This is a genomic window from Microbacterium sp. LWH12-1.2 (assembly GCF_040675825.1).
In the GTDB taxonomy this organism is placed as follows: Bacteria; Actinomycetota; Actinomycetes; order Actinomycetales; family Microbacteriaceae; genus Microbacterium.
In genome coordinates, this window is sequence record NZ_JBEGIJ010000001.1 from 2,301,679 (window position 1) to 2,328,244 (window position 26,566).

A 26,566-nucleotide genomic window follows, 5' to 3' on the forward strand; every position below is an offset into this window, starting at 1 on the left:
CGTGTTGTGTCAGGTCACGCGCGATCGCGTGCGGGAGCAGGAGCGTTCTCGATCGACGCCTCGTCACGCATCGAGCGGGTATGCGTCTCCGGCATGCCGGAGATCACGATGAGGGCGAGCACAGTGACGGCGACGACGTACCAGGCGGGCGCGATCGTCGAACCGGTCACGCCGATGAGCCAGATGGCCAGCAACGGAGCGGTCCCGCCGAAGATCGTGAACGCGAGGTTGTAGCTGATCGACGCACCGGTGTACCGGACGCGAGCGGGGAAGAGCTCGACGAACGCCGGACCGGCAGGCCCGAAGAAGAGACCGAGCGCGAGACCCAGCAGCCCCTGGCTCGCGATCGCGGCTCCGAGGGTGCCGGTGGAGACGAGCAGGTACGCCGGGACGGCGATGAGCGCTCCGAAGGTGCCCGCGATGAGCAGCATGCGGCGCCGCCCGATCCGGTCGGAGATCGCAGCCGAGATCGGCACCGTGACGAAGGTGATCAGCAGCGCGATGCTGTTCGACAGGAGCGCTTCAGACGAGGGCAGGCCGATCGTCACCGTCATGAACGAGTAGAAGTACCCCGTGAGCGAGTAGTAGCCGAGGCTCGCGACTGCGGCGATGCTGAAGCAGGTGAGCATATTGCGCCACTGCTCGCGGAAGACGGTGCGGATCGGCGCGGACTCGACCTGGCGCGTCTCGCGCATCTCGGTGAACGCCGGCGACTCGTCGACGCGGCTCCGGATGTAGAGGCCGACGATCGCGAGCGGGGCGCCGAGGAGGAAGGGGATGCGCCATCCCCAGCTCTCGTAGGCCTCGACGGGCAGCGCGGTGGTGAGGAAGAGCACCAGCAGCGCGGCGACGACCGGGGGCAGATTCGACCAGGTGTACACCAGGCCGACGTTGCGCCCGCGGGTACGGATCGGCGAGTGCTCGGACACGAACGAGTTCGAGCCGATCGTCTCGCCCGCGGCCGAGAGACCCTGCACCATCCGGAGCACGATGAGCAGCAGCGGCGCGAAGACACCGATCACCGCGTAGGTCGGCAGCAGCCCGATGAGCATCGTCGAAAGCCCCATGATCAGGATGACCGCGGCGAGCACGCGCTTGCGGCCGAACCTGTCGCCGAGGTTTCCGAGCAGGAATGCACCGATCGGACGGGCGACGAAACCGACGGCGTAGATGGCGAACACGGAGAGCAGCGCCGCAGCCGGATCGCTGTTCGGGAAGAACTGGCTCGCGATCACCGGGGCGGCGTACGCGTAGACCGCGAAGTCGAACCACTCGACGAAATGCCCGATCGCGGAGGCGGTCATCACCTTGCGGACACGACGGACGGACTCGGCAGAACTCTCGGTGTCCGCCATGCCGGGCGGTGGGGCACTTGCTGTTCTCTGCGACATCGGTCGTCTCCTTTGACGGGGTAATGTGTAACATATTACTCATCCCGATCGAGCGATTGCAAGGACCGGTCGTCGAGATCCGCGTCAGTCTCCCGACTGCCCCGCGAGCTCGCCCAGTCGGATCGGAGCCAGGATCGGCCTACGGTCGAATCCAGACGGGCGCCCGCCCGCCTGCGCCATGATCTCCTCCACCGCATGCCCGCACGTGCGCCCCTGGCACGGGCCGAGACCGGCGCGGCTGGCGAGCTTCATGGCGCGCATCGGCGCGTGGGAGCTCTGCTCGATCGCCTGCTTCGCGACCCCCTCGCATCGGCAGACGACGGTGTCGTCGTCGAGCCAGTCCGTCCAGCCTCGGCGAATGCCGTGCGCTCGTTCGAGCCGGGCGGCGAACGCCCGCATCCGGCGCCTGACCGCGAGCGGCCCCCGCAGCCGACTGTCGTCGATCGAGCCGCCCGCTGCGAGGAATCCGGCGATCACGCCCTCGGCGAGTGCCGCATCCGCTCCACCGATACCCGTTACCTCGCCGGCGGCGAACACCAGCGGATTGCTCGTGCGCTGCTCGTCGTCGACCGCGACGAACCGCGCTCCGCGCTCCCCCACGATCGCGCACCCCAGAGAGAGTGCAGCCTCCAGACGCGGAGTGAAGCCGTGTCCGAGCGCAACCGCATCGCAGACGACCTCCCGCTCGGTGCCGGGAATGGGCCGCCAGGCGGCATCCAGCGATGCGACCACTGCGGCCTCCACTCTGCTCTCGCCGAGGATGCGCACCACGGCACTGCCTGGACGATAGGGGATGCGGTGCCGGGCGAGGGCGGCGACGTACTCGACGAGCTCGCCCGCCTTGCCTGCGAGCTGCCACGGCCGCGGCAGCCATCCCGCGGCGAGCGTGCGAACCGTTGATGCCTCGTGCACGCCCACGACCTGCGAACCCGTCAGTGCGAGCGACTGCGCGACGGGGAGCAGGAACGGACCCGAGCCGCTCACGACCGTCCGGCGGCCGACTGTGACTCCGTCGCGCTTCGCGAGCGCCTGTGCCGCACCGGCTGTCGTGACGCCGGGCAGGGTCCACCCCGGCACCGGCAGAGCCAGATCGTGCGCACCGGTCGCCACGACCACGGCATCCGCCTCGATGGCGAGCGAGCGCCGAGAGGGTCCGTCGGCGCTTCCGGCGAATGCACGCAGCGTGACGGATGCCGCGACGTCCGCCGACCAGACGCTGGCCCCCGTGTGCACGGTCGCCCGCTCGAGCGTGCCGCGAAGCCGGTCGAACCGCGCCCGCCCGTGCGTGAGCCGAGGATCGGTGATCGTGTCGTGATGCCGCCAGAACTGTCCGCCGAGACCGGCTCCTTCGTCGACGAGGGTGACCTCGGCCCCGAGGGCCAGCGCCGCCTGGGCCGCGGCAAGACCGGCAGGTCCTCCGCCGAGAACAGCCACCCGCCTCATGCGCGCACCTCGCGCTCGATCACGTCACCATCGGACGCCGCACGCTGACACGCCCGCACGCCGGACAACCCGTTCACGGTGACGAGGCAGTCGTGGCAGACGCCGATTCCACAGAACACGCCGCGCTCTCCGGTCTGGGCGGTGCGCCATGCGATGCGTCCGGCGCCGATGAGCACCCCCGCGATCGTCTGACCGTCGCGGCCCTCGAAGCGCTCGTCGTCGACGGTGATGCGGATCATGGAGTCTCCTGCAGGCTGGCCCGACCCGGCAGGAAAGGTCCGGGATCGAGATCGGTATTCGTGCCGAGCACGGCGTGAGAGATGAGTGCGGCCGTCGCCGGCGCCAGCCCGATTCCGGCCCCCTCATGGCCTGTCGCGTGGAAGAGGCCGTCCACGAGCGGGTCGGCGCCGATGACCGGCAGGTGATCCGGTGCATACGGGCGAAAGCCGAAGTAGCTGCGCAGCAGCGTGGTCTCCGCCAGGAACGGGAACAGACGGATCGCCTTCGCCGCGATCGCCGCAGAAGGACCCGTGCCCGGATGCTCGTCGAAGCCGACGCGCTCCCGACTCGACCCGATCAGAACGGTCCCGCCCGGGGTGGACTCGACCACCGTCGACGTCTGCAGTGCAGCGTTCCCCGAACCCACCGCTCCGACGTAGTCGCTGTCATACACCTTGTGGAAGACCCGCTGCGGCATCGGGGTGGTGACGAGGATCACGCCCCGCCGGGGTCGAATATCCAGTCGTGCGCCGAGCCGCGCCGCGACCTCGCCGGACCACGGTCCCGCGCAGTTCACCACGGCGTCGGCTTCGATCGGCCCGGCATCCGTCTCGACACCGCGCAGGCGACCGTCGTGCATCAGGCCGCCGACGACCTCGGCGATCCGCAGTCGCGCGCCGCGGCGCAGCGCGGTCGCGAGCAGCGCCTGCGTCGCCGTCGAGGGCTGCAACTGCGCATCATCCGGGTAGTGCATGGCGAGGGCGACGTCGGGGGCGAGATGCGGTTCGGCAGCCCGCAGTGCCGCCGCATCCAGAGCCACCGCGCGGATTCCGATGCCGCGTTGTGCGGCAGCGAATCCCTCGAGCGCTCCTTCTCCCCCCGGAAAGGTGACCACGATTCCGCCCTTGGCCTCGAACTCCGTCCCGGGCTGCCCCGAAGGACGATCCGCATCGAGGCGCGCAGCGAGCCCGCGCCACATCTCGTTCGAAGCGATCGCGAGATCGGCCTCGGGGCCGGGCTCCTTGTCGCTGACGAGCAGATTTCCCTCGCAGCGGCTCGACGTCTCCGCGGCCACTCCGGTGCGGTCGATGACCACGACCTCCGCCCCGCGCTCGGTGAGCTCCAGGGCGCACGCCGCACCCACGATGCCCGCGCCGATCACGACGATCCGCACAGCGTGCCCCTCTTCTTCATCGTCGACCTGGTGGTCATCCTCTCAGCCGCCGAGATAGGCATCGATCACCCTGGCATCGGCGGCGAGTTCGGCCGCCGGCCCCGACAGCGTCGTCTGACCGGTCTCGATGACATACGCGCGGTCGGCGATCTTCAGCGCCGCACGGGCGTTCTGTTCGACGAGCAGAACGGTGGTGCCTTCGGCGTTGACCGCCTGGATCGTCTCCATGACCTGCTTCACCACCAGCGGCGCCAGCCCCATGGAGGGCTCGTCCAGCAGCAGCAGCTTCGGGCCGCCCACGATCGCACGGCCGATGGCGACCATCTGCTGCTCACCGCCGGACAACGTGCCACCCTGCTGCTTGCGTCGCTCTGCCAGACGCGGCATCAGCGCGTACACCTGCTCGACGCGCTGAGCGACGAGCTTCTGCTCGCGCACGGTGTATCCGCCGAGCAGCAGGTTCTCGTGCACGCTCATCGTGGAGAAGATCCGCCGCCCCTCTGGCACATGGATCAACCCGGCGGAGACGATGTCCCAGGGCTTTGCGGTCGCCAGATCCAGCTCACCCCATCGCACGACGCCGGACTTCGGACGCACCAGACCGGAGAGCATGTTCATCGTGGTGGATTTTCCGGCACCGTTGTTGCCGAGCAGGCAGACGATCTCGCCTTCCTGCACCTCAAAGCTGAGCCCGCGCAGAGCGTGCACCCGGCCGTAGTAGACGTCGGCGGCTTCGACGGACAGCATCCTCATCGGTCCTTCTTCTTACGGGGTTCGGCGAGCAACGACAGGTCCACAGTGCCCGTCTGCAGCTTCGTCTCATCGAGCGGCTCATCGTCGACACCGAGGTACGCCTCGATCACGAGCGGGTTGTTCTTGATCTCGTGCGGAGTGCCGACGGCGATCTCCTTGCCGTAGTTGAGGACGACGATCCGCTCGGCGAGCTCCATGATGAGCCCCATGTCGTGCTCGATCAAGACCACCGCGACACCGAGGTCGCGGATCCGTCGGATGAGCTGCATCAGCGCCTGCTTCTCATTGAAGTTCAGGCCGGCCGCCGGCTCGTCCAGCAGCAGAAGCTTGGGACTGCTCGCGAGTGCCCTGGCGATCTCCACCCGTCGCTGCTCGCCGTAAGGGAGCTGCGTGACGTAGAGGTTCTCGTCTCCGGCGAAGCCGACGAAATCCAGCCACCCCCTGGCCTGCTCGGTGCACCACTGCTCGGCTCGGCGGTAGCCGGGCGAGTGCAGCAGTGTCGCCCAGAACCCCTCGCGAAGGTTCGCGTGCATGGCCGTCTTGACGTTGTCGATCACGCTGAGCTCACGGAACAGGCGCAGGTTCTGGAACGTGCGCGCCATCCCCCACTTCGTCACTCGCGACGGCAGCACCCGGTAGAAGCCGAAGCTCTGCAGCAGGTCGACAAGGCGCAGGGTGCGCCAGACGGCCGGCGGCTCGCGGACGATGCTGTTGCCATCGAACTCGACCGACCCGGAGGTGGGCAGGTAGAAGGCGGAGATGCAGTTGAAGGCGCTCGTCTTGCCGGCGCCGTTCGGGCCGATCACGGCGAGGATCTCCCCGGCGTCGACGGAGAAGCTCAGGCCGTCGACGGCTTTGACGCCGCCGAACTGCAGCCGGAGGTCTTTGACCTCGAGGAGCGCGCTCATCGGGTTCCCTCGCTGTCGTCGAGATTGTCCTCGGGCGCGGGAACCGCCGCGAACCCTGCCGTCGGCGGCGGAATCGGTCGTCTGCGCTTGAGCCAGGGCAGCACCGCGGTCGCCGGCCACAGGCCCGACGGACGGAACAGCATCACCACCACGAGAAGCACGCCGAAGATGAGGAAGCGCCATTCGGAGAATTCCCGCAGCAGTTCGGGCGCCAGCGACACGAACAGGGCGCCGATGATCACGCCCGGCGTCGAGCCCATGCCGCCGAGCACGACGGCCATCAGGATCAGCGCCGAATAGAGGAACTGGAAGCTGTTCGGGCTGATCGCCGACAGGTGCGTGGCCATGAGCTGGCCGGCGATGCCGGCCCACACCGCGCCGATGATGTACGCGGTGATCTTGGCGACGTAGGTGTTGATGCCCATCGCCTCGGCGGCGTCCTCGTCATCGCGCACGGCCTTCCACGCCCGGCCGAGCCGCCCTCTGGCCAGGCGCCCGGCGCCGATCACTCCGACGAGCACGACGATGGCCGCGACGAAGTAGTAGAAGACGACGCGCTGCGGGAACTCGATCCCGAGCACGGTGAACCCGTCTGCGAAGCTCCAATCGCCGAAGGACCAGGTCGGGATCCCGTGGATTCCCGAAGGCCCGCCCGTGACGTCGAGGTTGTTCGCCGTGATCCGGATGATCTCCCCGAAACCGAGCGTGACGATCGCGAGATAGTCACTGCGCAGCCTTAGGGTGGGCGCGCCGACGACGATGCCTGCGAGGACGCAGGCGAGGATGGTCGCCGGCAGCGCCGCCCACATCGGCCAGCCGAGCTCGGTGGTCAGGATGCCGGAGATGTACGCGCCGACGGCGAAGAAGGCGATGTACCCCAGATCCAGCAGTCCCGCGTAACCGACGACGACGTTCAGCCCCATGCAGAGCATCACGTAGATGAGCGCGCTGGTCGCGATCGACATCGTGTATCGCGATGCGTCGAGGAAGGGCAGCACGACCAGCAGGACGACGCACAGGCCGCCGAGCGCGCGAAGGAACCCCTGCTGGGAGGAGAGGATGCCGCGTGCTGCCGGCTGCCGGTCGAACAGTGGCGATGGTGCACGCAGCGCGGCGTCGCGCAACGGTGCGGAGAGACGAGGCATGTCACATCCTCTCTACGACGCGAGCTCCGAGGAGCCCGGTCGGCTTGAAGGTGAGGAACAGGATGAGGAACGCGAAGGAGAACACATCTCGCCATTCGCCGCCGAACCAGGCCGAGCCGAAGGACTCGAGCATGCCGAGGAGGAGACCGCCGAGCATCGCACCGTAGAGGTTGCCGATGCCGCCGATGACGGCAGCGGTGAACGCTTTGAGGCCGATCATGAAACCCATCAGGAAGTCGATCGAACCGTAGTACGCGCCCGCCATCACGCCTGCGGCTCCGGCGAGCGCCGAGCCGATGAAGAAGACCGTGGCGATGACGCGGTTCACATTGATCCCCATCAACTGGGCACCCTGCGGATCGAGGGCGATCGCGCGCATCGCGCGCCCCTGCCTGGTGCGTTCGACGACGTGCGCGAGCACCAGCATCAGCACTCCGGCGATGATCACCAGCACGATCTGCGCGGCGGTGATGCGCATGCCGGCGAAGTCGAACCCACTCGACTCGAGGCGCACGGGGAAGGCTTCGGGGTTCGGGCCGAAGATCTGCCTGACCGCGTACTCGAGAGTGAACGAGACGCCGATCGCGGTGATCAGGACGGCCAGGCGAGGGCTTCGTCGCAGCGGCCGATAGGCGATGCGTTCGATGCCGACGCCGATGAGACCGGTGGTGACCATCGAGAGCAGCATAATCACCAGCAGCAGCGGGATCGAGGATTCGCTCGAGATGCCGAAAGCCGAGAGCGTGGCGAACCCGGTGAAAGCTCCGAGCATGTAGATGTCGCCGTGCGCGAAGTTCAGCAGCTTGATGATCCCGTAGACCATGCTGTAGCCGAGAGCGACGAGTGCGTAGAACGAGCCGACGATCAGGCCGTTCCAAATGAGTTGCATCACTGCAGATGTCCTTCCGCGTCGTTCGGACGCCGATGGAGTGGGGCGGCGTCAGCCGCCCCACCCACGTCAGTCCTGCAGATCGTCTTCGAGGATGAACGCACCGGATGCCGGATCGATGCCGACGATCACGAAACCGCCGCCCGAGAGCGTGTGGTCCTTCGTGAACGTGAGCGGGCCGGCGAACGTGTCGAAGTCCTTCAGACCTTCGAGCGCGGCGACGACCTCGTCGAAGTCGGTGCTCCCCGCGTCCTCGATCGCCTGAGCGATCACTCGGACGGCGTCGTACGACTGCGTCGAGTACGGTCCGGGCGCAGCGCCGGCGAGCTTCTCGTAGTCCGCGATCCAGGCATCGGCACCCTCGATCATGTCGGGAGTCTGGGTGAACGTGCCGAGGACGTTGTCGGTGTATCCGTCGCCCGCGATCTCGGCGAACTTCGCGTCGACCGAGCCATCGCCGACGAGGAAGGCGCCGGCGTAACCGGCATCCGTCGCCTGCCGGACGATGAGTCCGCCCTCCTGGTAGTAGCCGGTCCAGTACACGAGTTCGGGCTTCTCGCTCGCCAGCTGGGTGGCGACGGCCGCGTAGTCGTTCTCACCAGGCGTGACGGTCGCTTCGAACGAGACGCTGAGCCCGGCCTCGGTCGCCTGCGTGACGAAGGATGCCGCGAGATCTGCGGAGTATGCGGTCGCATCGTCGATCACCGCGACGCTCTTCATGCCGCTCTTCTCCGCGTAAGCGACCGCTGCGGCAGCCTGCTGGGTGCCGGTGCCGTTGATGAGGAAGACCCCGGGGAGGCCCTGCTTCACCAGTTCGTTCGAGTTGGCGGCGGGGATCACCATCGGGATGCCGGCCTCATCGAAGATCGGAAGCGTCGGCAGCGTGGCGCCTGAGCAGTAGCCGCCGACCGAAGCGACGACGCCCTCGGTCACGAGCTTGTTCGCTGCGGATACGGCAGCAGTCGCATCGCAGGCGTCGTCCTCCACCTGCAGTTCGAGCTTGCGTCCGTCGATTCCGCCGTCTGCGTTGATCTCGTCGATGGCGAGCTGGGCGCCGTTCTGCATGTATTCGCCGAAGGCGGACTCGCTGCCGGAGAACGGAGCGAGCATCCCCAGCTTGATCGTGCCGGATTGGTCGGTGCCTCCGCCATCGTCGGAGCCGAGGCCGCCGGAGCAGCCTGCTGCGGCGAGCAGGACGCCGGTCGCCGCGGCGAGGGCGAGGATCTGACGGGTGCGCTGTGTACGGGTCTTCATGAGGGTCTCCTGGGATGCGTCGTTGCAATTCCACACTTGATAGCATGTGACACATTACTCATCGGACCGGCAGAGCGAAACCCCTCGGGCCGAATCGATGCACCCGCGAACTGCGCTGAGGCGTCAGTCCTCGTCGCGGCCGCTCCAGATGCCCCCCACGTGCCGGATGTGCCTCCGCATGAGCGCCTCGGCCGCCGGGCCGTCGCCGGCCACCAGCAGATCCACGAGTTCCGCGTGCTCGAGGGCCGTCGACATCAGGGTGTCCGTCTCGGCGAGATGCGCGAGCCCGACCAACCGCGTCTGCTGACGCAGCTCACGAACCAGATCGACCAGCTTGCGGTTCCCGGTGCATTCGAGAATCCGCAGGTGAAATGCCGTGTCGGCCGTGAGGTACTCATCGAAGCGCCCCTCCTGGCCCGCCTCGACGATGCGATCAGCCAGAGCGCGCAACTCCGTGACCGTCTCGTCGTCCAGAGTCCCGGCGACGGTGACCATCGTCGGCGCCTCGAGCAGCATCCGCACGTCGCTGAGCTCGCGCAATTCCTCCGGCGACACCTCGGTGACCTCGAAGCCGCGATTGCGAATCGGGCGGAGGAATCCGCGTCTCGCGAGATTCAGAATCGCCTCGCGCACCGGGGTGGCGCTCACACCGAACTCGCCGGCAAGCGTCGGCACCGTGAGAACCTGCCCCGGCGGAATCTCGCCGGAGATGATCCGTGACGAGAGCTGGGCCTCGATCTGCTCTCGCAGGCTCTCCGCCGAGGCGAGAGTGGCCATCACGCCAGTCATCGGACCGATCCAAAGTGCGTCATATGGCACATCGTACTGGTGGACCGTCGAACGCGGGATCGATGCCGACGAAACAAGACGACGCCGGGCTAGGCTCGAAGAGAAGACAGCCGGGAGGCGCAACATGAGCTTCATCACATCCGAAGCACTGGCCGAGACGGGCTACGTCGTCCTCGACGACCACGATCAGGCCGCCGATCCCGCCGAGTGGCTCGACCTGGAGTACATCGGCTGGCGCTCCTCCGGCATCACCCGCTTCGCGCCGCTCACCAGCTACGCCGGCGACATCGACTGCAACGGCTTCTGGAACCACACCCCGCCTCGCACCGACAAGGACGGCGTATGGGTCGCGGGTCAGGCCGACAAGGCGCCGATCCTGGTGCAGCGCGCCCAGGAGCCGGGCGCCAACGTCGGCCGCTGCCGGGTGATCGAGCTGCAGCCCAACGACTACGCCGACGCGATCTACAACCTGCACCAGGACGACAACAACCGTCTCAACGACGACGGCACCGGATGGGTGGTGCGCGGATTCTTCAACCTCACCGACGACTCCGACTCGATGCTCATCCTCCGCGAAGACCGTTTCGACCCCGCCACCGAGGTGCGGTTCGCACTCCCCGCTGGTTCGCGGATCATCGTCGACACCCAGCGCTTCTGGCATGCGGTCTGGCACCGCGGCACCGCTCCCCGCTACGCGCTGATCACCTCGTGGACGTCCGGGCCCGAGCTCGACGCCTACATCGCGGCGAACCACGGCGACCCGCATCCGCCCACCGTCGATCTGGACCCACAGACGATCGAGGACGCCCAGGTCGAACTGCACCGCCGCATCGAAGAGCGCCGCCGCGCCTTCGAAGCCCAGGGCATCGTGATGGAACCGCCGGTCTCGCTGGCCTGACTCAGGCCTCGACGAGAGCGGCGAGATTCCGCAGCGAAGACGTCATCCCTTCGATGTGATCTTCTGCGGAGATCCCGGGTGGAACGTCCTCGGCACGGAAGATGACGTGGGCGCCTGCATCTCGCGCCGCGACTTCCCAGGTCATCCGCATGACACCGGCGAACGACGGATCCTCGGCTTCGAACTCGATCTCCTGAACCACCCGGACGCCGGGCATCAGCTCGACGAACCTGCCCTCGACGACATCCTGATCAGCGCTGCTCTTCCCCGGAGCACCCGTGGCATCCACATAGGTCAGCACCATCCGGTAGTCACCGCCTGGCCGCGCGTCGAAACGCTCGAAGCGCGCGGTCATGCCTTCCGGAGGCAGCCACTTCACGAGTGCTTCCGGATCGGTGAGTGCGCGGAAGACCCGCTCCGGCGAGGCGTTCATCAGCAGATCTGCTTCATCTGTCCGTCTCATGCCCCCACGCTACGGGGGCATACCGAGGGATGCACCCACTCGTCGAGGCCGGGCGGTCAGACCGTGCGCCCCGCTTCGATGCGCACGACGCGATCCACCGTGCCCGCGGGCGGGGCGACATGCGAGATCAGCAGGACGGACTGCTCGCCGACCGCTTCCAGCAGGTCGCGCAGCAGCGCGTCGGATGCCGCCGGGTCGACGCCCGCCGTCGGCTCATCGAGCACCAGCACCGGGAACCCGCGCAGCAGCACTCGGGCGAGAGCGATGCGCTGCGCCTGACCTCCGGACACCAGCGCACCGCGGTCGCCGACACGCGCGTCGAGCCCTCCGCGGTCGCGCACCCAGTCGGCGAGCCCGACCCGGTCGAGCACGGCCAGCAGCTCGTCGTCGGTGGCGGTGTCGCGCGCGAAGAGGAGGTTCTGCCGGATGTCCTCGTCGAACAACTGCGGGCTCTGCTCGCACAGTCCCACGACCGCGCGCAGCGAAGGCCCGGAGAGCGTTGCCGCATCCATGCCGCCGACGGAATACTCGCCCTCCACCCGGAGGAACCCGACCAGCGCCGCGGCGAGGGTGCTCTTCCCGGCACCGCTGGGGCCCGAGACCAGCACCCGCTCCCCCGGCCGCAGATCGAGATCGACGCCGCGCAGCCCTTCCGCCCCACCCGGCCACGTCGCGTGCACGTTCCGCAACCGGATGCTCCCCTCGAGCCCACCGGCATCGGCGCCCTCGTCGCCGCGCAGCTCATCGGGCATCCGCTCCGGCAGCACGTCGACCACGCGCCGAGCGCTCGCCCGGACGCTGCGCCACGAGGCCGCCGCCACCGGCGTTGCGCCGAAGATCTCGAACACCACCATCGGCACCAGCACCGCAACGGCAAGCCACGGGCCGTCGATCGCTCCGGTCGACAGCCCAGGGGATGCCGCGGCGAGCGCCCAGACGGAGGCGGCTCCCGCCGTCGTCGACACGACGCCGGCGGCGACCGCCTGAGCGAGGGACGCCCGAGTCACCGAGGCGCGAAGGGCGGCGTCGGCGTCCTGCACCCGTTCCCGCGCTGCGAACTCGGCGCCATACGCGATCAGCACGTCCAGACTTCCGAAATAGTCCACCAGAGCCGCCGACAGCTCGGCCCTGCGCAACGAGACTCGCGTCTCGGCACGTGATCCGAGTATCCAGCCGAGACCGATGGCCGCGCCGGCGGCGACGATGAGGCACGCGGCGAGAGTCAGGGCGGCCGGCGGAGATACGAAGGCGATGAAACCGACCGCGCCGATGGCGACCACAGCGGCCACCGCCAACGGCTGCACCACCCGTAACGGCAGATTCTGCAGATTCTCGACATCGTCGACGAGAGCCGACAGCACCCGGCCACGATCGGTGCGACCGAGCCCTGCGGGAGAAAGCGGGATCAGTCGGCGCACCATGTCGGCGCGGGTGACCGCCAACTGGCGCAACGCGGCATCGTGCCCGCTGAGCCGCTCGAGGTAGCGGGTCACGGCCCTCGAAACCGCGAAGAAGCGCACCCCCACGACCGCGATCGAAAGCGGCACGAGCGAATCCACGATCGAGGCGCTGACGATCAGCCACCCGCTCACCGCGAGCAGGCTCACTGCAGCTCCGGCCGACAGCACGCCCCAGAGGAGACCGGGAAGGAATCGGCCGAGCGGCGGCTGCGCGCCGCGGAGCACTGCCCTTTCTCTGGCCGTCGCGCGGGCGGAGGGAGCACGCCTCGCATCGGATCGGATGCTCACACGCTCACCCCCAAGGCGATGACCTGATCGGCGATCGTCCGCGCTGAGCGGCGGTGCGAGACGAGCAGGATCGTGGCGCCCGCATCCGCTCTCCTCCGCAGCGACGACCAGAGTCGCGCCTCGGTATCGGCATCCAGAGCACTGGACGGCTCGTCGAGCGCGAGAACTCTCCTCGGCTCCGCCGCGTGCCGGTAGAACGCGCGGGCCACCGCGACCCGTTGCCCCTGTCCGCCCGACAGGCCGCTGCCCTGCACACCGAGCTCGGCCGCAGGGTCGAGATCCTCGGCGCAGGCGTCGTCGAGGGCCGCGCGGATGCCCTCGGCATCCGCTGACGGATCTCCGAGTGCGACATTCTCGGCGATCGTGCCGCGGATGAGCCCCGGCGCCTGCCCGGCCCAGGCCAGCCAGTCGGCGGGCGCGAGGTCGCGCAGATCGCTCCCGCCAAACGTGGCCGCGCCGTCGAAGTCCGCCGCGCCACGCAGGGCAGCGAGGAGGCTCGACTTGCCGGAACCGCTCGGACCTTCGATGAGAGTGATCGTTCCCGGCTCGGCCGCGAACGAGACCGGCGGGAGGTCACGGACCCCGAGGTCGGAGATGACGAGGTCTGTTCCGCGCGTCCACAACTCCGGAGATCCGGGCCGATTCTCTCCAAGAACACGCGCTTCGGCCGTCTCCGGCACAAGATCTCCGGAGTTGTGGACACGATCGGCGCGCGCCCCCGCGGCATCGAGCACCTCGAAGATCTCCTCGGTCGCCGCGACGCCCTCGGCCGCGGCGTGGAACTGCACTCCGACCTGCCGGATCGGCAGGAAGGCCTCCGGTGCGAGCAGCAGCACGAACAGCCCGACCTCGAGCGAGAGCTCACCGGACAGCAGCCGGAAACCGACCGACACGGCGATGAGCGCGACGGCCAGCGAGGACAGCAGCTCCATCGCGAAGCCGGAGAGGAATGAGAACCGCAGCACCGTCATCGTCTCGCGCCGGTACTCGTCTGCCGTGGTCTCGATCCGCTCCGCCGCTCGCTGCTCCCGACCGAACAGACGCAAGGTCGCGAGCCCCTGCACGGTATCGGCGAAACGCACGGCGAGCCGCTGCAGCGTCTGCCACTGCCGACGCTGCACCGTGCGGGTGGCCATCCCGATGAGGATGAGGAAGAGCGGGATGAGCGGCAGCGTGATCGCCGCGGCGAGTCCGCTCGGCCAGTCCTGCCACCACATCACCGCGAGCAGCACCGGCGTTGCAATGACGGTCAGCACGAGCTGCGGGATGTACCGCGCGAAGTAGGCGTCGAGCGCGTCCAGCCCGTGCCCGGCGGTCACGGCGAGACCAGCCTGATTCCGCTGCGCGAGCCAGCCCGGCCCGAGCCGGCCGACCGCTCGGATCAGGGCGGCGCGCAGCTGGGCACCGGTCCGCGCGGCGGCGCGCGTGCCTGCGGCATCCGAGAGGGCGATCAGCGCCCCGCGCAGACTCGCGGCGATCAGCAGCCAGATGAGGGATGCGGTGACATCTCGTCCCGCGAGCGCGCCTGTGACGGCATCCGTCAGCAGCCAGGCGAACGCGATCACGACCCCGGTCTGCACCACCGCGATCAGTGCGGATGCCGCGACGAACCCGCGTGCCGCCGCCGCGTATCGAAGCAACCGCGGATCGACGGGTTTCATGCGCAGCCCCTCACCCTTCCGGTCGCACTTCGTGTCCTCATCCCAGCTTCGCACCCGCACGACGTGCGACCGCACCGCGACGAGGACCTCACGCGTGCGCCGGAGCCGCCTCGATGGAGCGGCGGGTGACGCGCTTGCGGAAGATCCAGTACGTCCAGGCTTGATACGCGAGCACCAGAGGCAGGGCGACCAGCGCCGTCCAACTCATGATCTGCAGCGTGTACGGCGTGCTCGAGGCGTTCGCGATGGTGAGGCTGTTGACGGCCGGGTCGATCGTCGACGGCATCACGTACGGGAAGAGCGCAGCGAACAGCATCACGACCGCAGACAGCACGGTGACGACGCCGGCGAAGAACGCCCAGCCGTCCAGCCGGCGAAGAGAGAGCACCACCAGGCTCACCAGGAAGACGGCGGCGACGGCACCGGCAGCGATCACCATCCACAGCAACGGGGCCTCGCGCTGGGCGGCCAGCACGATCGTCCAGACGACGGTCGCAGCCGCCGCGAGGATCGTCGGAACGGCCGCCCGAGCGACCAGCGTCCGCGCATCTTCATGCACCTGGCCGTCGGTCTTCAGCGCCACGAAGCACACCCCGTGCAGGAAGAACAGCAGCAGGGTCGTGACGCCGACCAGTAGGGCGTACGGGTTCAGGAGGCCGAAGAATCCGCCGACGTAGACGTGATCGGCGTCCAGCGGGACGCCCTGCACGATGTTGCCGAACGCCACTCCCCAGAGGAACGCCGGCACGGCCGAGCCGATGACGATCATCCGGTCGAAGCGAGCCTTCCATGCGGCATCCTCGCGCTGGTGCCGGTACTCGAAGGAGACGCCGCGCAGGATCAGGGCGAGCAGGATGAGAAGCAGCGGCAGGTAGAAACCGCTGAACAACGTGGCGTACCACTCCGGGAACGAGGCGAACAGGCAGGCGCCGGCGACGATCACCCACGTCTCGTTGAGATCCCAGATCGGACCGATGGTGTTGATGACCTGCCGGCGCGACACGTCGTCCTTGCCGAGGAACGGCAGAGACATCCCGACGCCGAAGTCGAACCCGTCGAGCACGAAGTACCCGACGAAGAGGAAGGCGACGATCCAGAACCAGAGGGTTGCGAGGTCCATGAACATTCCTCTCAGTACACGACCGACGGCAGCTGGGCCGTCTCGTCATGAGGTTGCTCGGTGGTGTCAGGGCCTTTCTGCGCGGCCCTCACGATGAGGCGGATCTCGACGACGGCGAGAGCTGCGTAGATCGCGGTGAAAGCGACCAAGGAGATGAGCACCTCGAGCCCGCTCACGCCCGGCGAGACGCCGTCCTGTGTCGTCATCAGGCTGAAGACGATCCAGGGCTGCCTGCCCATCTCGGTGAAGACCCAGCCCATGATGTTGGCGCCGAGAGCGAGCGGGAACGACCAGATCGCGAGCTTCCACATCCACGGGGCCGGCTGGCGCTTGGCGCTGCGGCGGGTGATCCAGAGCCCGACGACGGCGACGAGCGCGGCGGCCATGCCGAGGCCGATCATCCAGCGGAAGCCCCAGTAGGTGACCCAGAGCACCGGTGCGAAGTCGGTGATCCCGGTGTCGGCGAAGCGCTCGGCGTATTCGGCGTTGAGGTCGTTGATGCCGTGCACGCATCCGTCGAGGGTGTGCGTCGACAGCAGCGACAGCAGGTACGGAACGCGGATGCTGAACAGCTCGGTCTTGCCGTCGGGAGTGCCGAGCGTGAACAGGCTGAACGCGGCATCCGGCCCGCAGACCGTGTTGAACGTCGCTTCCGCCGCGGCCATCTTCATGGGCTGCGTCTCGTACATGGCGAGGCCGAGCTGGTCGCCGGTGAGCGCGACCCCGGCGGTGGAGATGATCATCGCCCACAGCCCGAGCTTCAGCGAGATGCGCATGGTGTCATAGTGCTGCCCTCTGGAGAGGTGCCAGGCGGACACCGAGATCACGACGCCGGCGGCGAACATGAACGCGCCGAAGATGGTGTGCGGGAAGGCGGCGAGCGCGACCGGGTTGGTGAGGAGGGCACCGATGTCGACGAGTTCGGCACGGTTCGTCGTGGCGTTGTACTCGTAACCGACTGGATTCTGCATGAACGCATTCGCGGCGATGATGAAATATGCGGAGAGGATGCTGCCGATCGCGACGCACCAGATCGTCGCGAGGTGCAGCTTCTGCGGCAGCTTGTCCCAGCCGAAGATCCACAGGCCGATGAAGGTCGCTTCGAAGAAGAACGCCAGGAGCCCCTCAAAGGCCAGCGGGGCGCCGAACACGTCTCCGACGAAGCGGGAGTAGTCCGACCAGTTCATGCCGAACTGGAACTCCTGCACGATGCCGGTGACCACGCCCATCGCGAAGTTGATGAGGAAGATCTTCCCGAAGAAACGAGTGAGGTGCAGGTACTCGACCTTGCCGGTGCGCACCCAGGCGGTCTGGAAGATCGCGGCCACCACGACCATGCCGATCGTCAGCGGCACGAAGAGGTAATGGTAGATGGTCGTCAGACCGAACTGCCATCGTGAAAGGACCAGCGGGTCAAGCCATTCCATGCGCGACTCCTTCTCTCCTGCTTCCATTCTGTCGGGCCGCGACGGCCGACGTGGGCCGAAAGTCCCCCTTGCCGATAGGCATGTCGGATGCGGCCGATAGCCTGATTGCATGGCCACCCGCAAACCCGCTCCCCCTGCCTTCGTCTGCACGGAATGCGGATGGACGACGGCGAAGTGGGTGGGTCGCTGCGGCGAGTGCCAGCAATGGGGCACCGTGTCCGAACAGGCCGCTCCGACAGGCATCCTCCGTCGGATGACACCGCTCGCCCCGCACGCCGATCGCGCCGCTCGGCCGATCACGCAGATCACCACGGAAGACGCACCGCGGCGCACGAGCGGCGTCGGCGAGTTCGACCGCGTGCTCGGTGGCGGCATCGTTCCGGGAGCCGCGATCCTGCTCAGCGGCGAGCCGGGCGTCGGCAAGTCGACGCTGCTGCTCGAAGTGGCGGCGCAGTCGGCCCGTGCGGGCCGCCGCGTGCTCTACGCGAGCGCCGAGGAGTCACCCGCTCAGGTGCGACTGCGCGCCGAACGCACCGGCGCGCTGCACGATGAGCTGTATCTCGCGAGCGAGACCGACCTCGCCACGATCCTCGGCCACATCGACGAGGTGCGACCGCAGCTCGTGATCGTCGACTCCGTGCAGACCGTGTCCTCTTCACTGACCGATGGTGCGGCAGGGCAGCCCAGTCAGGTGCGAGAGGTCGCCGCCACACTCATCCGGGTCGCGAAGGAACGCAGTCTGCCGATCATCATCGTCGGTCACGTCACGAAAGACGGCCAGGTGGCCGGCCCACGAGTACTCGAGCATCTCGTCGACGTCGTCTGCCACTTCGAGGGTGATCGCCAGACATCGCTGCGCTTCATCCGCGCGTTGAAGAACCGTTTCGGCCCCACCGATGAGGTCGGATGCTTCGAGATGACCGGCGGCGGCATCGCCGAGGTCCCCGATCCGTCCGGGTTGTTCCTCTCGCAGGGCGCGACCGAACCGGGCACCTGCGTCGCGATCGCGTTGGAGGGCAAGCGGGCGCTGCCGGTCGAGGTTCAGGCCCTGACGATCCCGTCGTCCGCGCCCAATCCGCGCCGGGTCGTGCACGGTCTCGACGCCTCACGGGTCGCGATGGTGCTCGCGATCCTCGAGAAGCGGGCCAGCATCAAGACCAGCATGCTCGACGTCTACGTGTCGACAGTGGGCGGCGTGCGATTCACCGAGCCGGCCGCCGATCTCGCCATCGCGATCGCCGTGGCCGGATCCGTGCAGCTGAACTCCGTGCCGCGCACGGTGGCCGCGGTCGGTGAGCTGAGCCTGGCCGGTGAGATCCGCCCGGTCACGCAGGCGGCACAGCGGCGTTCCGAAGCAGCGCGGCTCGGGTACGAGCAGGTCGTCGACGACCGCTCCAAGACGCTCCGGGCTGCACTCAACGATGTGCGGGCGCGGAACACCAACCGTCGGCCCGACGGCGAGATCCCGCCGTTCTGAGGTTCCGGTCCGTGACCGAGGCCGGCCGGTCGGCTTCGACTCAGGCGTCGAGGGCCTTCAGCAGCTCGTCCGGGGCGGCCTGCATCGGATGCGGGCCCGCGATGTCGAGGAAGACCGTCGTGATCGGATGCGCGGCGAGGAACTTCCGCAGCCAGTCGGCGTCGTAGATCCCGACTCCGGGCGGCAGATTCGCCGGCTTGTTCTTCGCGTCGCTGAAGAGCAGCAGGGCGAGGTCGCCGCTGTCCGGGTTGCGATAGGTCCAGACCTCGCCGCTGTCGCGCGGGTTATCGCGCGCTCCCGGCTTGATCAGCGGGACGACGGTCGTGCCGTGGCGGAGTGCCAGTGCGACCGCGGCGATGTCCTGCTTCTCCAGCGCCTGCGCCAGCGCGTCGGAGCGGAACTCCTCGGGGGCGGGTTTCTTGGAGGCCTTCGCCTTCTTCGCTGCCATGAGTCCAGCCTAAAACGAAGAGGGCCCTCTCGAGTTCTCCAGTGGGGACTGGGGTACTCGAGAGGGCCCGGAGCTCTCGCGCGGCGGATGTCGAAGCGCTGGGGACGCTGTAGCCGACGCCACTGGGGATGGCTTACGCCGCGAATACCCGAGAGTCACCCCATGGTATCCCAAAGGCGACCGTCTTTGGGGCACCGCGCCCCCGCACCACGCCTCGATCAGAGCGATCTCACTCGAGCAGGATCTGCTGTGTTCCCTGGCTTTCGAAGCCGCCGATCGACACGGCGACGTGATACGACGAACCGCCGCCTGGCGCTCGCGGACGATTCTCGTCCGCGCATGTCTCGACGCTCGATCGGGTGCGGTCCCAGGTGACCGGCTCCTTGCTGGTGACCGTCGTTCCCGCGACCAGCGTCGCGATCATGCTGCTCGGGTTCTCCTGGCAGTCCGTGGAACGCCACCAGACGTCGTCGCCGCTGGAGACCGTGAACACCTGCATGGTCGACCCGACATCGAGCGTGCAATCGGTCTTCCCGTCGTTGGTCAGCGAGATCGACAGCTGGGGCAGGACACCTGCGGGGTAGACGTCCGCATCGGCGACGGCAGTGACTTTGATGTCCGTCGCCTTGCAGGCGACGATCGCGGGGGTCTCATCGGTCGTCGACTCCGGCGTCGGGGTTTCTCCTGCGGTCGGCGTCGTCGTCGGTGACGAACTCGTCGTCGATGACGGCGTGGGGTCTGCTCCCGGCTCAGCTCCGGCCCACGGCTGGGCGACGAAAAGCCAGACTCCGACCCCGATCGCCGCGAGGAGGACGATCAGCGCGCCGACCACCACAAGACGCCGTCGGCGATAGACGGCTGCAGACGAACGGGTCATGCGTCCAGGCTAGTTCAGCTGTTTCAGCATCCGCGTGTTGCCGAGCGTGTTCGGCTTCACATGCGCCAGGTCGAGGAACTCCTCGACGCCGGCGTCACCGCTGCGCAGCAGCTGCGAGTACACGTCGGGATCGACGACCTGTTCGCCGATCGGGGCGAAGCCGCGCCGACTGAAGAACTCGACCTCGAAGGTCAGGCAGAACAGCCGCGACAGCCCGAGGGCCTTCGCGTTCTCCTCGAGGCGATCGACGATGGAGCGCCCGACTCCGTGGTGCAGCCAGTCATCGCGGACGAGAAGCGTGCGCACCTCACCGAGGTCCTCCCAGATCACGTGCAGCGCGCCGCATCCGATCAGCACACCATCCGCTTCCGCGACGACGAATTCCTGCACCGCACCGTAGAGGATCGCGAGATCCTTGCCCAGAAGGATGCGCTGCTCGACGAGCGGTTGCAGCAGGTTCCTGATCGCGACGATATCCGCGCTCCGCGCCGGCCGTACGATGATCTCGCTCACAGGACAAGCCTAGAACCCCGCGCCTGTGACATCCGTGAGGCAGCGCCTGAATCGGAACGGGAACGACGAAGGGGCGGATGCTGCTCGCATCCGCCCCTCCGCTCAAACTGGGTCCCTGAGCCTGTCGAAGGGCTACTCCCCGCTGGCGACCGCCAGGTCGGGGGTGCCCGCGATCGCGCCACCGGTGTTCACGCCGACCGCGACCCGCTCGCCGCGCGGACCGTGCTCGAAGAGGAACTCACCATCCTTCGCATCCACCTTGACGTGGTCGCCCGCGTTGAGCTCGCCGTGCAGGATCTTCTCCGACAGGCGGTCCTCGACCTCGTGCTGCATCGCGCGACGCAGCGGACGGGCGCCGAGAGCCGGGTCGAACCCGATCTCGATGAGACGTTCCTTCGCGGACTGCGACAGCTCGATCGTCATGTCGCGATCGAGCAGACGCTCGCCGAGGCGCTTGGTGAACAGATCGACGATCTGCACCAGCTCGGGCTTCGACAGCTGCGGGAACACGATGATGTCATCGACACGGTTCAGGAACTCGGGCTTGAAGTTGCGCTTGAGCTCCTCGTTGACCTTGCCCTTCATCCGCTCGTAGGTCGTCGAGCTGCTGCCCTCGAGCTGGAAGCCGACAGGTCCACCGGCGATGTCACGCGCACCGAGGTTGGTGGTCATGATGATCACGGTGTTCTTGAAGTCGATCACTCGACCCTGACCGTCGGTGAGGCGACCCTCTTCGAGGATCTGCAGCAGCGAGTTGAAGATGTCCGGGTGCGCCTTCTCGATCTCGTCGAAGAGCACGACACTGAACGGCTTGCGGCGCACCTTCTCGGTGAGCTGGCCGCCCTCTTCGAATCCGACGAATCCGGGAGGGGCACCGAACAGACGCGAGACGGTGTGCTTCTCGCCGAACTCGCTCATGTCGAGCGAGATGAGAGCTGCCTCGTCATCGAAGAGGAACTCGGCGAGCGCCTTGGCCAGCTCGGTCTTTCCGACGCCGGTGGGACCGGCGAAGATGAACGAACCGGACGGACGCTTCGGGTCCTTGAGGCCGGCGCGCTGACGACGGATGGTCTTGGAGAGAGCGGCGATCGCCTCTTCCTGGCCGATGACCCGCTGGTGCAGGGCCTTCTCCATGAAGACGAGCCGGCTCGACTCCTCTTCCGTCAGCTTGAACACCGGGATGCCGGTGGCCTGTGCGAGCACCTCGGCGATCAGGCCTTCATCGACGACCGCTGCGGTCGCGATGTCGCCGGAACGCCACTGCTTCTCGAGGCGCAGACGCTCGGCGAGGAGGCTCTTCTCCTCGTCGCGGAGGGAGGCGGCCTTCTCGAAGTCCTGCTCCTCGGAGGCGATCTCCTTCTGCTCACGCACGGCGGCGATCTTCTCGTCGAACTCGCGCAGCTCGGGCGGGCTGGACAGGATCGACAGACGCAGGCGGGCGCCGGCCTCGTCGATCAGGTCGATCGCCTTGTCCGGGAGGAAACGGTCGCTGACGTAGCGGTCGGCGAGGTTGGATGCCGCGACGATGGCGCCGTCGGTGATCTGCACCTTGTGGTGCGCCTCGTAGCGATCGCGCAGGCCCTTGAGGATGTTGATCGTGTGCGCGAGGCTCGGCTCGGCGACCTGGATCGACTGGAAGCGGCGCTCGAGCGCAGCATCCTTCTCGAAGTGCTTGCGGTACTCGTCGAGGGTGGTCGCACCGATCGTCTGCAGTTCACCGCGGGCGAGGAGAGGCTTCAGGATGCTGGCCGCATCGATCGCGCCCTCGGCGGCGCCCGCACCCACGAGGGTGTGGATCTCGTCGATGAAGACGATGATGTCGCCGCGGGTGCGGATCTCCTTGGTGACCTTCTTCAGGCGCTCCTCGAAGTCACCGCGGTAGCGGGAACCGGCGATGAGCGAGCCGAGGTCGAGCGAGTAGACCTGCTTGTCCTTCAGCGTCTCGGGCACATCGCCCTTGACGATCGCCTGAGCGAGGCCCTCGACGACGGCGGTCTTGCCGACGCCGGGCTCGCCGATCAGGACGGGGTTGTTCTTGGAGCGGCGGGAGAGGATCTGCATGACCCGCTCGATCTCCTTCTCGCGCCCGATCACCGGGTCGAGCTTGTTGTCGCGCGCGGCCTGGGTGAGGTTGCGGCCGAACTGGTCGAGCACCGCGGATCCGCCCTGGGGGCCCTGCTGCTGGTCGCCGGTGGTGGCGCCGACGCTGGCCGGCTCGCGGCCGGGGGCGCCGGAGAGCAGCTGGATGACCTGCTGGCGCACCTTGTTCAGGTCGGCGCCGAGCTTGACGAGCACCTGAGCGGCGACGCCTTCGCCCTCGCGAATGAGGCCGAGGAGGATGTGCTCGGTGCCGATGTAGTTGTGGCCGAGCTGGAGGGCCTCGCGGAGGCTCAGCTCGAGCACCTTCTTGGCGCGCGGAGTGAAGGGGATGTGACCGGTGGGCTGCTGCTGACCCTGCCCGATGATGTCCTGCACCTGCTCGCGCACGGCGTCGAGGGAGATGCCCAGGCTTTCGAGCGCCTTGGCTGCGACACCCTCACCCTCGTGGATGAGGCCGAGCAGGATGTGCTCGGTGCCGATGTAGTTGTGGTTGAGCATCTTCGCCTCTTCTTGGGCGAGGACGACCACTCGACGGGCTCGGTCCGTGAATCTCTCGAACATGCTGTGACTCCTTATTCGCACGGGGCGAAGACGCGTGTAGCGCTTGTACATCGAGAGTAACCAGCGGCGGATGCCGGTATGCCCGTGTTCGCCGTCGGCATAGCGCGCGGTGTTGATCAGGCGGGGTTGACACCCATATCGATTGTCGTTACGTTAACGGGAATCGATAACAACGATATTCGATAAGGAGTTGAAATGAAGAACCAGCAGCGCGTACTGAGCACCGGCGACACCGTCGCGCTCGCCCTATTCACCATCCTGGGCATCGGGATCGCCGTGACGTCGATCTGCATGACGATCGTTCGCATCGCCGAACTCTCGTCCGGCGGATCCGTCCAGGTGCTCGCCGAGTTCATCGACGTCCCCGCCGAGGCGACGGCCGGCGGCGAGACGCTGCCCGTCCTGCTCGACCGTGCGGTCGTCACTGTGACCGACCTCATGCCAACGGGCGTCGTTTTCGGCGTCCTCGGTCAGATCACCTTCGCGCTCACCATCATCGGCGTGGTGGTGTGCCTGATCGCACTCAGCCGCAATCTCCTCCGCGGCGTCGTGTTCAGCCGCGTCAACACCGGTCTCGTGATGGGTGGCGGAATCCTCGGCCTGGTCGGATCAGCCGCGTCTCGCTTCTGCGACAACGTGCTGGCCAATGCCGCCATCTCTCAGGTCACAGACGGCGCGTTCGACACAGCCGTCATGTCCGTGCAGCCGTTCCCCTTTCTCCTGGCCGCTTTCGCCCTCGCGATCATCGGCACGGTCTTCGTCGTCGGCGACCGGCTGCGGCGCGAGACGGAGGGGCTGGTCTGATGTTCCCCTACGCCTCGGTCGATCCGTGGGGCTCGCTGCGTAACGCGCTGATCATGCTCGTCGTGATCGCGGCGATCGCGGCGATCGTCGTCTGGCGTGGACGCCGGAGCGGGAGCAGGACCATCACTCTCGACCTCGCGCTGACGATCTCAGGATGGTGGGTCGTCCTGTCCGCGATCGGGGTCGTGATGATCATGGTCAAGGTGCTCACGTCGGACTGGGCGGAGATCGGCGGCTCCGCCCTCCAGCTCCCCTGGCCCGAGCAGTTGCCGTGCAACGACACCGGCGACAGCTCCGAGCCGATGCTCAGCTGCAGCGTCCTGTCGGCGAAGTACGCCACCGTGTCGCCGGCATCCCTCGAACTCCGACTGCTGTCCGGTGCCGCGCAGGTGGTGAACCTCGCTCTGTCCACCGTTCCCGCGGCGATGGTCGCGGTGATCTGCTTCCAGACCCTCAAGGGCCGCCCGTTCTCCCGTACGGCGACGCGCAACCTCGCCGCTGGGGCCGTCGCGGTGCTCGTCCTCGGGGTCGCGAACGACCTGCTTCCCGGCGTCACGGCGACCGTCGGCCTCCGCGAGGTGTTCCCGCCGGACAGCGAGTGGTATCCGTCGGACTACTACCTCTTCGTCACGCCGTTGCCCTTTGCCGCCGCTCTCGCTCTCGCCGCACTGGCCGCAGTCTTCCACCAGGGGATGCGCCTGCAGCGGGAGAAGGAACAGCTGCAGCGCGAGACGGAGGGGCTGGTATGAATCCCGCGCCTCAGGACGAGGAGGACACCGGCATCCACTGCCGACTCGATGAGCTGCTCGCCGAGCGGGGGATGACGCTGACCGAACTGAGCGCGCGAGTCGGAGTGAGCATCGTGAATCTGTCGGTGCTGAAGAACGACAGGGCACGCGCGATCAGGTACTCGACGCTGCGCGCGATCTGCGATGCGCTCGGATGCGAGGTCGGCGACCTGCTGGTGCTGGCTCGCTGATCGACGCCGCGTTACTGCACGTAAGGGGCGGTGAGCACGGCATCCGCGTACCCAGGCGCGGAGAACCGGATGGTGATGACGCCGTCCCAGAAAGAGGTGCCGCCACTCGGCGTCTCGGCCCCGTACATGATCGGGTTCAGCGTGGAGCCGTCGTAGCTCGACACCACCGGCAGCTGCGTCTCCCCGGTACCCAGCGAAGCCTGGAACACGAAGGTGGGGTGGAGCTGGTCGTCGGCCGCGCCCTGCACCGTCGCCCACCCGACGATCCCTGCGTCACCGCCGGCGATATTGCCCTTGTAGAGATAGAGCCCCTGAGCGCCGGAGTTCGACCCCGTGCCCTGCCACGTGACCGTCGCGGACACGATCGTCGCAGCGGCGGGCGCCTGCGGGAAGGACAGCTGCCCGCTGAGCCGGAACTCGGAGCTGAACTCCGGCCCGGTGAAGACGAGCTCCACGCCGGCCGCGTCGATGGCTCCGACAGTGCTCGCGGCGCTGAGCGGAACCGCGAGGGCGGTGGCGATCACCGGGGCCGACCATGCGGCCACGGCGAGAACCGTGCGGCGGGTGGGCTGGGCAGCGTGGTTATCGGTCACCGGGATCCTTCGGTCGGAGCGCATGAGGCACCGCGAGATCCGGTGTGCGATCATCCTATCCACGGGTCGACGGGCCGCCGGCCCGGGAACTCATGCGGGCGTGGCCGCCGCACCCACCGGCTCGACGACGACCGCGGTCCCGTAGGCGCACACTTCGCTGAAGTTGCCGATCGAGCCGGTGTCGAATCGCATCGCGATGATCGCGTTCGCCCCGCGCTGCTGCGCCTCGCCCCACATGCGCGCCATAACTTCCTGACGGCTCTCGTACATCACCTTCGTGTACTCGGGGATCTCGCCGCCGCCGAGAGAGCGGAACGCTCCGGTGAAGCTCTGGCCGAAATCGGTGGACCGCACTGTCAGACCCATCACCTCGCCGAGCACCTGGGTGATCCGATAGCCGGGGATGTCATTCGTCGTCACCATGAACATGAGGCCATCGTGACAGACGGACGCCGCGAATACATGGGCAATTCTCCCCACTCGGCGACCCCTATCAATTCACTGTTAGCCGATACCCTGAACTCATGAACATCGACCGGAAACTGCGCACCCGCCTTCTTCTCGCCCTGCCCATCGCGGCCGTGGCGTTCTCCCTCGCCGCCTGCGCCGGCCCCGCACGCCCCTCGGTCGACAAGGTCGCCGAAGGCATCCACCAGGTCTTCGTCGAGCAGGGCCAGGAAGACGTGGTCACCAAGGACGTCGCCACATGCCTGGCCGAGGTCCTCGTCGACTCGAAGCTCAGCGACGAGACCCTCAACTACATCGCCAACGGCGAGGACAAGCAGAAGAACGTCGAAGACCGCGACCTCACCACACAACTCATCAAGGACAACATCCAGGAGTGCGCCGAGAAGTCCGGTAAGTAATCTCCGGCAGCAATCACCGAAGGATGACGGATGCGCACAGCATCCGTCATCCTTCGTCATTTCGGC

27 protein-coding genes are annotated in these 26,566 nt (G+C 67.6%); 6 read left to right on the plus strand and 21 right to left on the minus strand.

All coding sequences use genetic code 11. The annotated features are described in order from the left end of the window. Nucleotides 1-14: 14 nt before the first annotated feature. The 10 genes from MRBLWH12_RS11135 to MRBLWH12_RS11180 form a co-directional block, all read right to left on the minus strand. Entirely contained in the window at nt 15-1,391 is a 1,377-nt protein-coding gene (locus MRBLWH12_RS11135; protein WP_363548846.1) for an MFS transporter, read from the minus strand. An 84-nt stretch (nt 1,392-1,475) separates the two neighbouring features. Beyond that, complete coding sequence (locus tag MRBLWH12_RS11140; RefSeq protein WP_363548848.1) at nt 1,476-2,834, minus strand: FAD/NAD(P)-binding oxidoreductase; 1,359 nt, start codon at nt 2,832-2,834, stop codon at nt 1,476-1,478. Then, on the minus strand, nt 2,831-3,073 hold the full coding sequence (locus MRBLWH12_RS11145; protein ID WP_341977738.1) for a (2Fe-2S)-binding protein: 243 nt from the start codon (nt 3,071-3,073) through the stop codon (nt 2,831-2,833). Before MRBLWH12_RS11145 ends, MRBLWH12_RS11140 begins: the two co-directional genes overlap by 4 nt. Beyond that, nucleotides 3,070-4,227, minus strand: a complete 1,158-nt coding sequence (locus tag MRBLWH12_RS11150; RefSeq protein WP_363548850.1) for an NAD(P)/FAD-dependent oxidoreductase — start codon at nt 4,225-4,227, stop codon at nt 3,070-3,072. The genes MRBLWH12_RS11145 and MRBLWH12_RS11150 overlap by 4 nt, the downstream gene beginning before the upstream one ends. A 42-nt stretch (nt 4,228-4,269) precedes the next feature. After that, on the minus strand, nt 4,270-4,980 hold the full coding sequence (locus MRBLWH12_RS11155; RefSeq protein ID WP_363548852.1) for an ABC transporter ATP-binding protein: 711 nt from the start codon (nt 4,978-4,980) through the stop codon (nt 4,270-4,272). Then, nucleotides 4,977-5,888, minus strand: coding sequence for an ABC transporter ATP-binding protein (locus tag MRBLWH12_RS11160; RefSeq protein WP_363548854.1), 912 nt, complete (start codon nt 5,886-5,888; stop codon nt 4,977-4,979). The genes MRBLWH12_RS11155 and MRBLWH12_RS11160 overlap by 4 nt, the downstream gene beginning before the upstream one ends. After that, the gene (locus MRBLWH12_RS11165) at nt 5,885-7,033 is read right to left on the minus strand and encodes a branched-chain amino acid ABC transporter permease (RefSeq protein WP_363548855.1); all 1,149 of its coding nucleotides are present in this window, start codon (nt 7,031-7,033) and stop codon (nt 5,885-5,887) included. The genes MRBLWH12_RS11160 and MRBLWH12_RS11165 overlap by 4 nt, the downstream gene beginning before the upstream one ends. Before the next feature lies 1 nt (nt 7,034). After that, a complete protein-coding gene (locus MRBLWH12_RS11170) occupies nt 7,035-7,922 on the minus strand; it encodes a branched-chain amino acid ABC transporter permease (RefSeq protein WP_341978327.1) in 888 nt (295 codons plus the stop codon). A gap of 69 nt (nt 7,923-7,991) precedes the next feature. Next, entirely contained in the window at nt 7,992-9,176 is a 1,185-nt protein-coding gene (locus MRBLWH12_RS11175) for a branched-chain amino acid ABC transporter substrate-binding protein (RefSeq protein ID WP_363548857.1), read from the minus strand. Between the two features lie 123 nt (nt 9,177-9,299). Beyond that, the gene (locus MRBLWH12_RS11180) at nt 9,300-9,953 is read right to left on the minus strand and encodes a GntR family transcriptional regulator (RefSeq protein ID WP_363548859.1); all 654 of its coding nucleotides are present in this window, start codon (nt 9,951-9,953) and stop codon (nt 9,300-9,302) included. Between the two features lie 136 nt (nt 9,954-10,089). Between MRBLWH12_RS11180 and MRBLWH12_RS11185 the strand changes: the two genes are divergently transcribed. Further along, nucleotides 10,090-10,863 carry a hypothetical protein gene (locus tag MRBLWH12_RS11185; protein ID WP_363548861.1) on the plus strand — a complete coding sequence of 258 codons (774 nt, stop codon included), beginning with the start codon at nt 10,090-10,092 and terminating at the stop codon, nt 10,861-10,863. Between the two features lies 1 nt (nt 10,864). Here the strand turns inward: MRBLWH12_RS11185 and MRBLWH12_RS11190 are convergent, their stop codons facing one another. The 5 genes from MRBLWH12_RS11190 to MRBLWH12_RS11210 form a co-directional block, all read right to left on the minus strand. Continuing rightward, nucleotides 10,865-11,326, minus strand: a complete 462-nt coding sequence (locus tag MRBLWH12_RS11190) for an SRPBCC family protein (protein ID WP_363548863.1) — start codon at nt 11,324-11,326, stop codon at nt 10,865-10,867. Between the two features lie 56 nt (nt 11,327-11,382). Beyond that, a complete protein-coding gene (cydC, locus tag MRBLWH12_RS11195; protein ID WP_363551353.1) occupies nt 11,383-13,068 on the minus strand; it encodes a thiol reductant ABC exporter subunit CydC in 1,686 nt (561 codons plus the stop codon). A gap of 2 nt (nt 13,069-13,070) precedes the next feature. After that, complete coding sequence (gene cydD / locus MRBLWH12_RS11200; protein ID WP_363548865.1) at nt 13,071-14,735, minus strand: thiol reductant ABC exporter subunit CydD; 1,665 nt, start codon at nt 14,733-14,735, stop codon at nt 13,071-13,073. An 88-nt stretch (nt 14,736-14,823) separates the two neighbouring features. Continuing rightward, on the minus strand, nt 14,824-15,855 hold the full coding sequence (gene cydB / locus MRBLWH12_RS11205; RefSeq protein ID WP_363548867.1) for a cytochrome d ubiquinol oxidase subunit II: 1,032 nt from the start codon (nt 15,853-15,855) through the stop codon (nt 14,824-14,826). An 11-nt stretch (nt 15,856-15,866) separates the two neighbouring features. Beyond that, the gene (locus tag MRBLWH12_RS11210) at nt 15,867-17,282 is read right to left on the minus strand and encodes a cytochrome ubiquinol oxidase subunit I (RefSeq protein WP_363548869.1); all 1,416 of its coding nucleotides are present in this window, start codon (nt 17,280-17,282) and stop codon (nt 15,867-15,869) included. 109 nt (nt 17,283-17,391) lie between these two features. Between MRBLWH12_RS11210 and radA the strand changes: the two genes are divergently transcribed. Continuing rightward, the gene (radA, locus tag MRBLWH12_RS11215) at nt 17,392-18,759 is read left to right on the plus strand and encodes a DNA repair protein RadA (protein ID WP_341977717.1); all 1,368 of its coding nucleotides are present in this window, start codon (nt 17,392-17,394) and stop codon (nt 18,757-18,759) included. A gap of 40 nt (nt 18,760-18,799) precedes the next feature. Here the strand turns inward: radA and MRBLWH12_RS11220 are convergent, their stop codons facing one another. The 4 genes from MRBLWH12_RS11220 to MRBLWH12_RS11235 all read right to left on the minus strand — a co-directional run bounded on the left by MRBLWH12_RS11220 (nt 18,800) and on the right by MRBLWH12_RS11235 (nt 23,258). Next, on the minus strand, nt 18,800-19,207 hold the full coding sequence (locus tag MRBLWH12_RS11220) for a dehydrogenase (protein ID WP_341977715.1): 408 nt from the start codon (nt 19,205-19,207) through the stop codon (nt 18,800-18,802). A 229-nt stretch (nt 19,208-19,436) separates the two neighbouring features. Further along, nucleotides 19,437-20,084, minus strand: coding sequence for a hypothetical protein (locus MRBLWH12_RS11225; RefSeq protein WP_341977713.1), 648 nt, complete (start codon nt 20,082-20,084; stop codon nt 19,437-19,439). Nucleotides 20,085-20,093: 9 nt separating this feature from the next. After that, complete coding sequence (locus MRBLWH12_RS11230; protein ID WP_341977711.1) at nt 20,094-20,597, minus strand: amino-acid N-acetyltransferase; 504 nt, start codon at nt 20,595-20,597, stop codon at nt 20,094-20,096. A gap of 132 nt (nt 20,598-20,729) precedes the next feature. Beyond that, complete coding sequence (locus MRBLWH12_RS11235; protein WP_341977671.1) at nt 20,730-23,258, minus strand: ATP-dependent Clp protease ATP-binding subunit; 2,529 nt, start codon at nt 23,256-23,258, stop codon at nt 20,730-20,732. Nucleotides 23,259-23,453: 195 nt separating this feature from the next. On the opposite strand from MRBLWH12_RS11235, the gene MRBLWH12_RS11240 reads away from it, so the two are divergent. Genes MRBLWH12_RS11240 through MRBLWH12_RS11250 form a run of 3 tightly spaced genes read left to right on the plus strand, consistent with a single transcriptional unit; the run spans nt 23,454 to nt 25,041 of the window. Continuing rightward, on the plus strand, nt 23,454-24,062 hold the full coding sequence (locus MRBLWH12_RS11240; RefSeq protein ID WP_363548873.1) for a hypothetical protein: 609 nt from the start codon (nt 23,454-23,456) through the stop codon (nt 24,060-24,062). Next, nucleotides 24,062-24,811 carry a hypothetical protein gene (locus MRBLWH12_RS11245; protein WP_363548875.1) on the plus strand — a complete coding sequence of 250 codons (750 nt, stop codon included), beginning with the start codon at nt 24,062-24,064 and terminating at the stop codon, nt 24,809-24,811. Before MRBLWH12_RS11240 ends, MRBLWH12_RS11245 begins: the two co-directional genes overlap by 1 nt. Beyond that, entirely contained in the window at nt 24,808-25,041 is a 234-nt protein-coding gene (locus tag MRBLWH12_RS11250; RefSeq protein ID WP_363548877.1) for a helix-turn-helix domain-containing protein, read from the plus strand. Before MRBLWH12_RS11245 ends, MRBLWH12_RS11250 begins: the two co-directional genes overlap by 4 nt. 11 nt (nt 25,042-25,052) lie before the next feature. Here the strand turns inward: MRBLWH12_RS11250 and MRBLWH12_RS11255 are convergent, their stop codons facing one another. Together MRBLWH12_RS11255 and MRBLWH12_RS11260 are read right to left on the minus strand one after the other, a co-directional pair. Then, nucleotides 25,053-25,634 carry a hypothetical protein gene (locus tag MRBLWH12_RS11255; protein WP_341977665.1) on the minus strand — a complete coding sequence of 194 codons (582 nt, stop codon included), beginning with the start codon at nt 25,632-25,634 and terminating at the stop codon, nt 25,053-25,055. 90 nt (nt 25,635-25,724) lie between these two features. Beyond that, a complete protein-coding gene (locus MRBLWH12_RS11260) occupies nt 25,725-26,063 on the minus strand; it encodes a YbjQ family protein (protein ID WP_363548879.1) in 339 nt (112 codons plus the stop codon). Between the two features lie 95 nt (nt 26,064-26,158). Between MRBLWH12_RS11260 and MRBLWH12_RS11265 the strand changes: the two genes are divergently transcribed. Continuing rightward, nucleotides 26,159-26,500, plus strand: coding sequence for a hypothetical protein (locus tag MRBLWH12_RS11265; RefSeq protein WP_363548881.1), 342 nt, complete (start codon nt 26,159-26,161; stop codon nt 26,498-26,500). Nucleotides 26,501-26,566 lie beyond the last annotated feature (66 nt).

Bases quoted from the DNA above. Each gene is read 5' to 3' on its own strand.
- MRBLWH12_RS11135 (WP_363548846.1), bottom strand. From the start codon at position 1,391: ATGTCGCAGAGAACAGCAAGTGCCCCACCGCCCGGCATGGCGGACACC.
- MRBLWH12_RS11140 (WP_363548848.1), bottom strand. From the start codon at position 2,834: ATGAGGCGGGTGGCTGTTCTCGGCGGAGGACCTGCCGGTCTTGCCGCG.
- MRBLWH12_RS11145 (WP_341977738.1), bottom strand. From the start codon at position 3,073: ATGATCCGCATCACCGTCGACGACGAGCGCTTCGAGGGCCGCGACGGT.
- MRBLWH12_RS11155 (WP_363548852.1), bottom strand. From the start codon at position 4,980: ATGAGGATGCTGTCCGTCGAAGCCGCCGACGTCTACTACGGCCGGGTG.
- MRBLWH12_RS11160 (WP_363548854.1), bottom strand. From the start codon at position 5,888: ATGAGCGCGCTCCTCGAGGTCAAAGACCTCCGGCTGCAGTTCGGCGGC.
- MRBLWH12_RS11165 (WP_363548855.1), bottom strand. From the start codon at position 7,033: ATGCCTCGTCTCTCCGCACCGTTGCGCGACGCCGCGCTGCGTGCACCA.
- MRBLWH12_RS11170 (WP_341978327.1), bottom strand. From the start codon at position 7,922: ATGCAACTCATTTGGAACGGCCTGATCGTCGGCTCGTTCTACGCACTC.
- MRBLWH12_RS11175 (WP_363548857.1), bottom strand. From the start codon at position 9,176: ATGAAGACCCGTACACAGCGCACCCGTCAGATCCTCGCCCTCGCCGCG.
- MRBLWH12_RS11180 (WP_363548859.1), bottom strand. From the start codon at position 9,953: ATGGCCACTCTCGCCTCGGCGGAGAGCCTGCGAGAGCAGATCGAGGCC.
- MRBLWH12_RS11185 (WP_363548861.1), top strand. From the start codon at position 10,090: ATGAGCTTCATCACATCCGAAGCACTGGCCGAGACGGGCTACGTCGTC.
- MRBLWH12_RS11190 (WP_363548863.1), bottom strand. From the start codon at position 11,326: ATGAGACGGACAGATGAAGCAGATCTGCTGATGAACGCCTCGCCGGAG.
- cydD (WP_363548865.1), bottom strand. From the start codon at position 14,735: ATGAAACCCGTCGATCCGCGGTTGCTTCGATACGCGGCGGCGGCACGC.
- cydB (WP_363548867.1), bottom strand. From the start codon at position 15,855: ATGGACCTCGCAACCCTCTGGTTCTGGATCGTCGCCTTCCTCTTCGTC.
- MRBLWH12_RS11210 (WP_363548869.1), bottom strand. From the start codon at position 17,282: ATGGAATGGCTTGACCCGCTGGTCCTTTCACGATGGCAGTTCGGTCTG.
- radA (WP_341977717.1), top strand. From the start codon at position 17,392: ATGGCCACCCGCAAACCCGCTCCCCCTGCCTTCGTCTGCACGGAATGC.
- MRBLWH12_RS11220 (WP_341977715.1), bottom strand. From the start codon at position 19,207: ATGGCAGCGAAGAAGGCGAAGGCCTCCAAGAAACCCGCCCCCGAGGAG.
- MRBLWH12_RS11225 (WP_341977713.1), bottom strand. From the start codon at position 20,084: ATGACCCGTTCGTCTGCAGCCGTCTATCGCCGACGGCGTCTTGTGGTG.
- MRBLWH12_RS11235 (WP_341977671.1), bottom strand. From the start codon at position 23,258: ATGTTCGAGAGATTCACGGACCGAGCCCGTCGAGTGGTCGTCCTCGCC.
- MRBLWH12_RS11240 (WP_363548873.1), top strand. From the start codon at position 23,454: ATGAAGAACCAGCAGCGCGTACTGAGCACCGGCGACACCGTCGCGCTC.
- MRBLWH12_RS11245 (WP_363548875.1), top strand. From the start codon at position 24,062: ATGTTCCCCTACGCCTCGGTCGATCCGTGGGGCTCGCTGCGTAACGCG.
- MRBLWH12_RS11250 (WP_363548877.1), top strand. From the start codon at position 24,808: ATGAATCCCGCGCCTCAGGACGAGGAGGACACCGGCATCCACTGCCGA.
- MRBLWH12_RS11260 (WP_363548879.1), bottom strand. From the start codon at position 26,063: ATGTTCATGGTGACGACGAATGACATCCCCGGCTATCGGATCACCCAG.
- MRBLWH12_RS11265 (WP_363548881.1), top strand. From the start codon at position 26,159: ATGAACATCGACCGGAAACTGCGCACCCGCCTTCTTCTCGCCCTGCCC.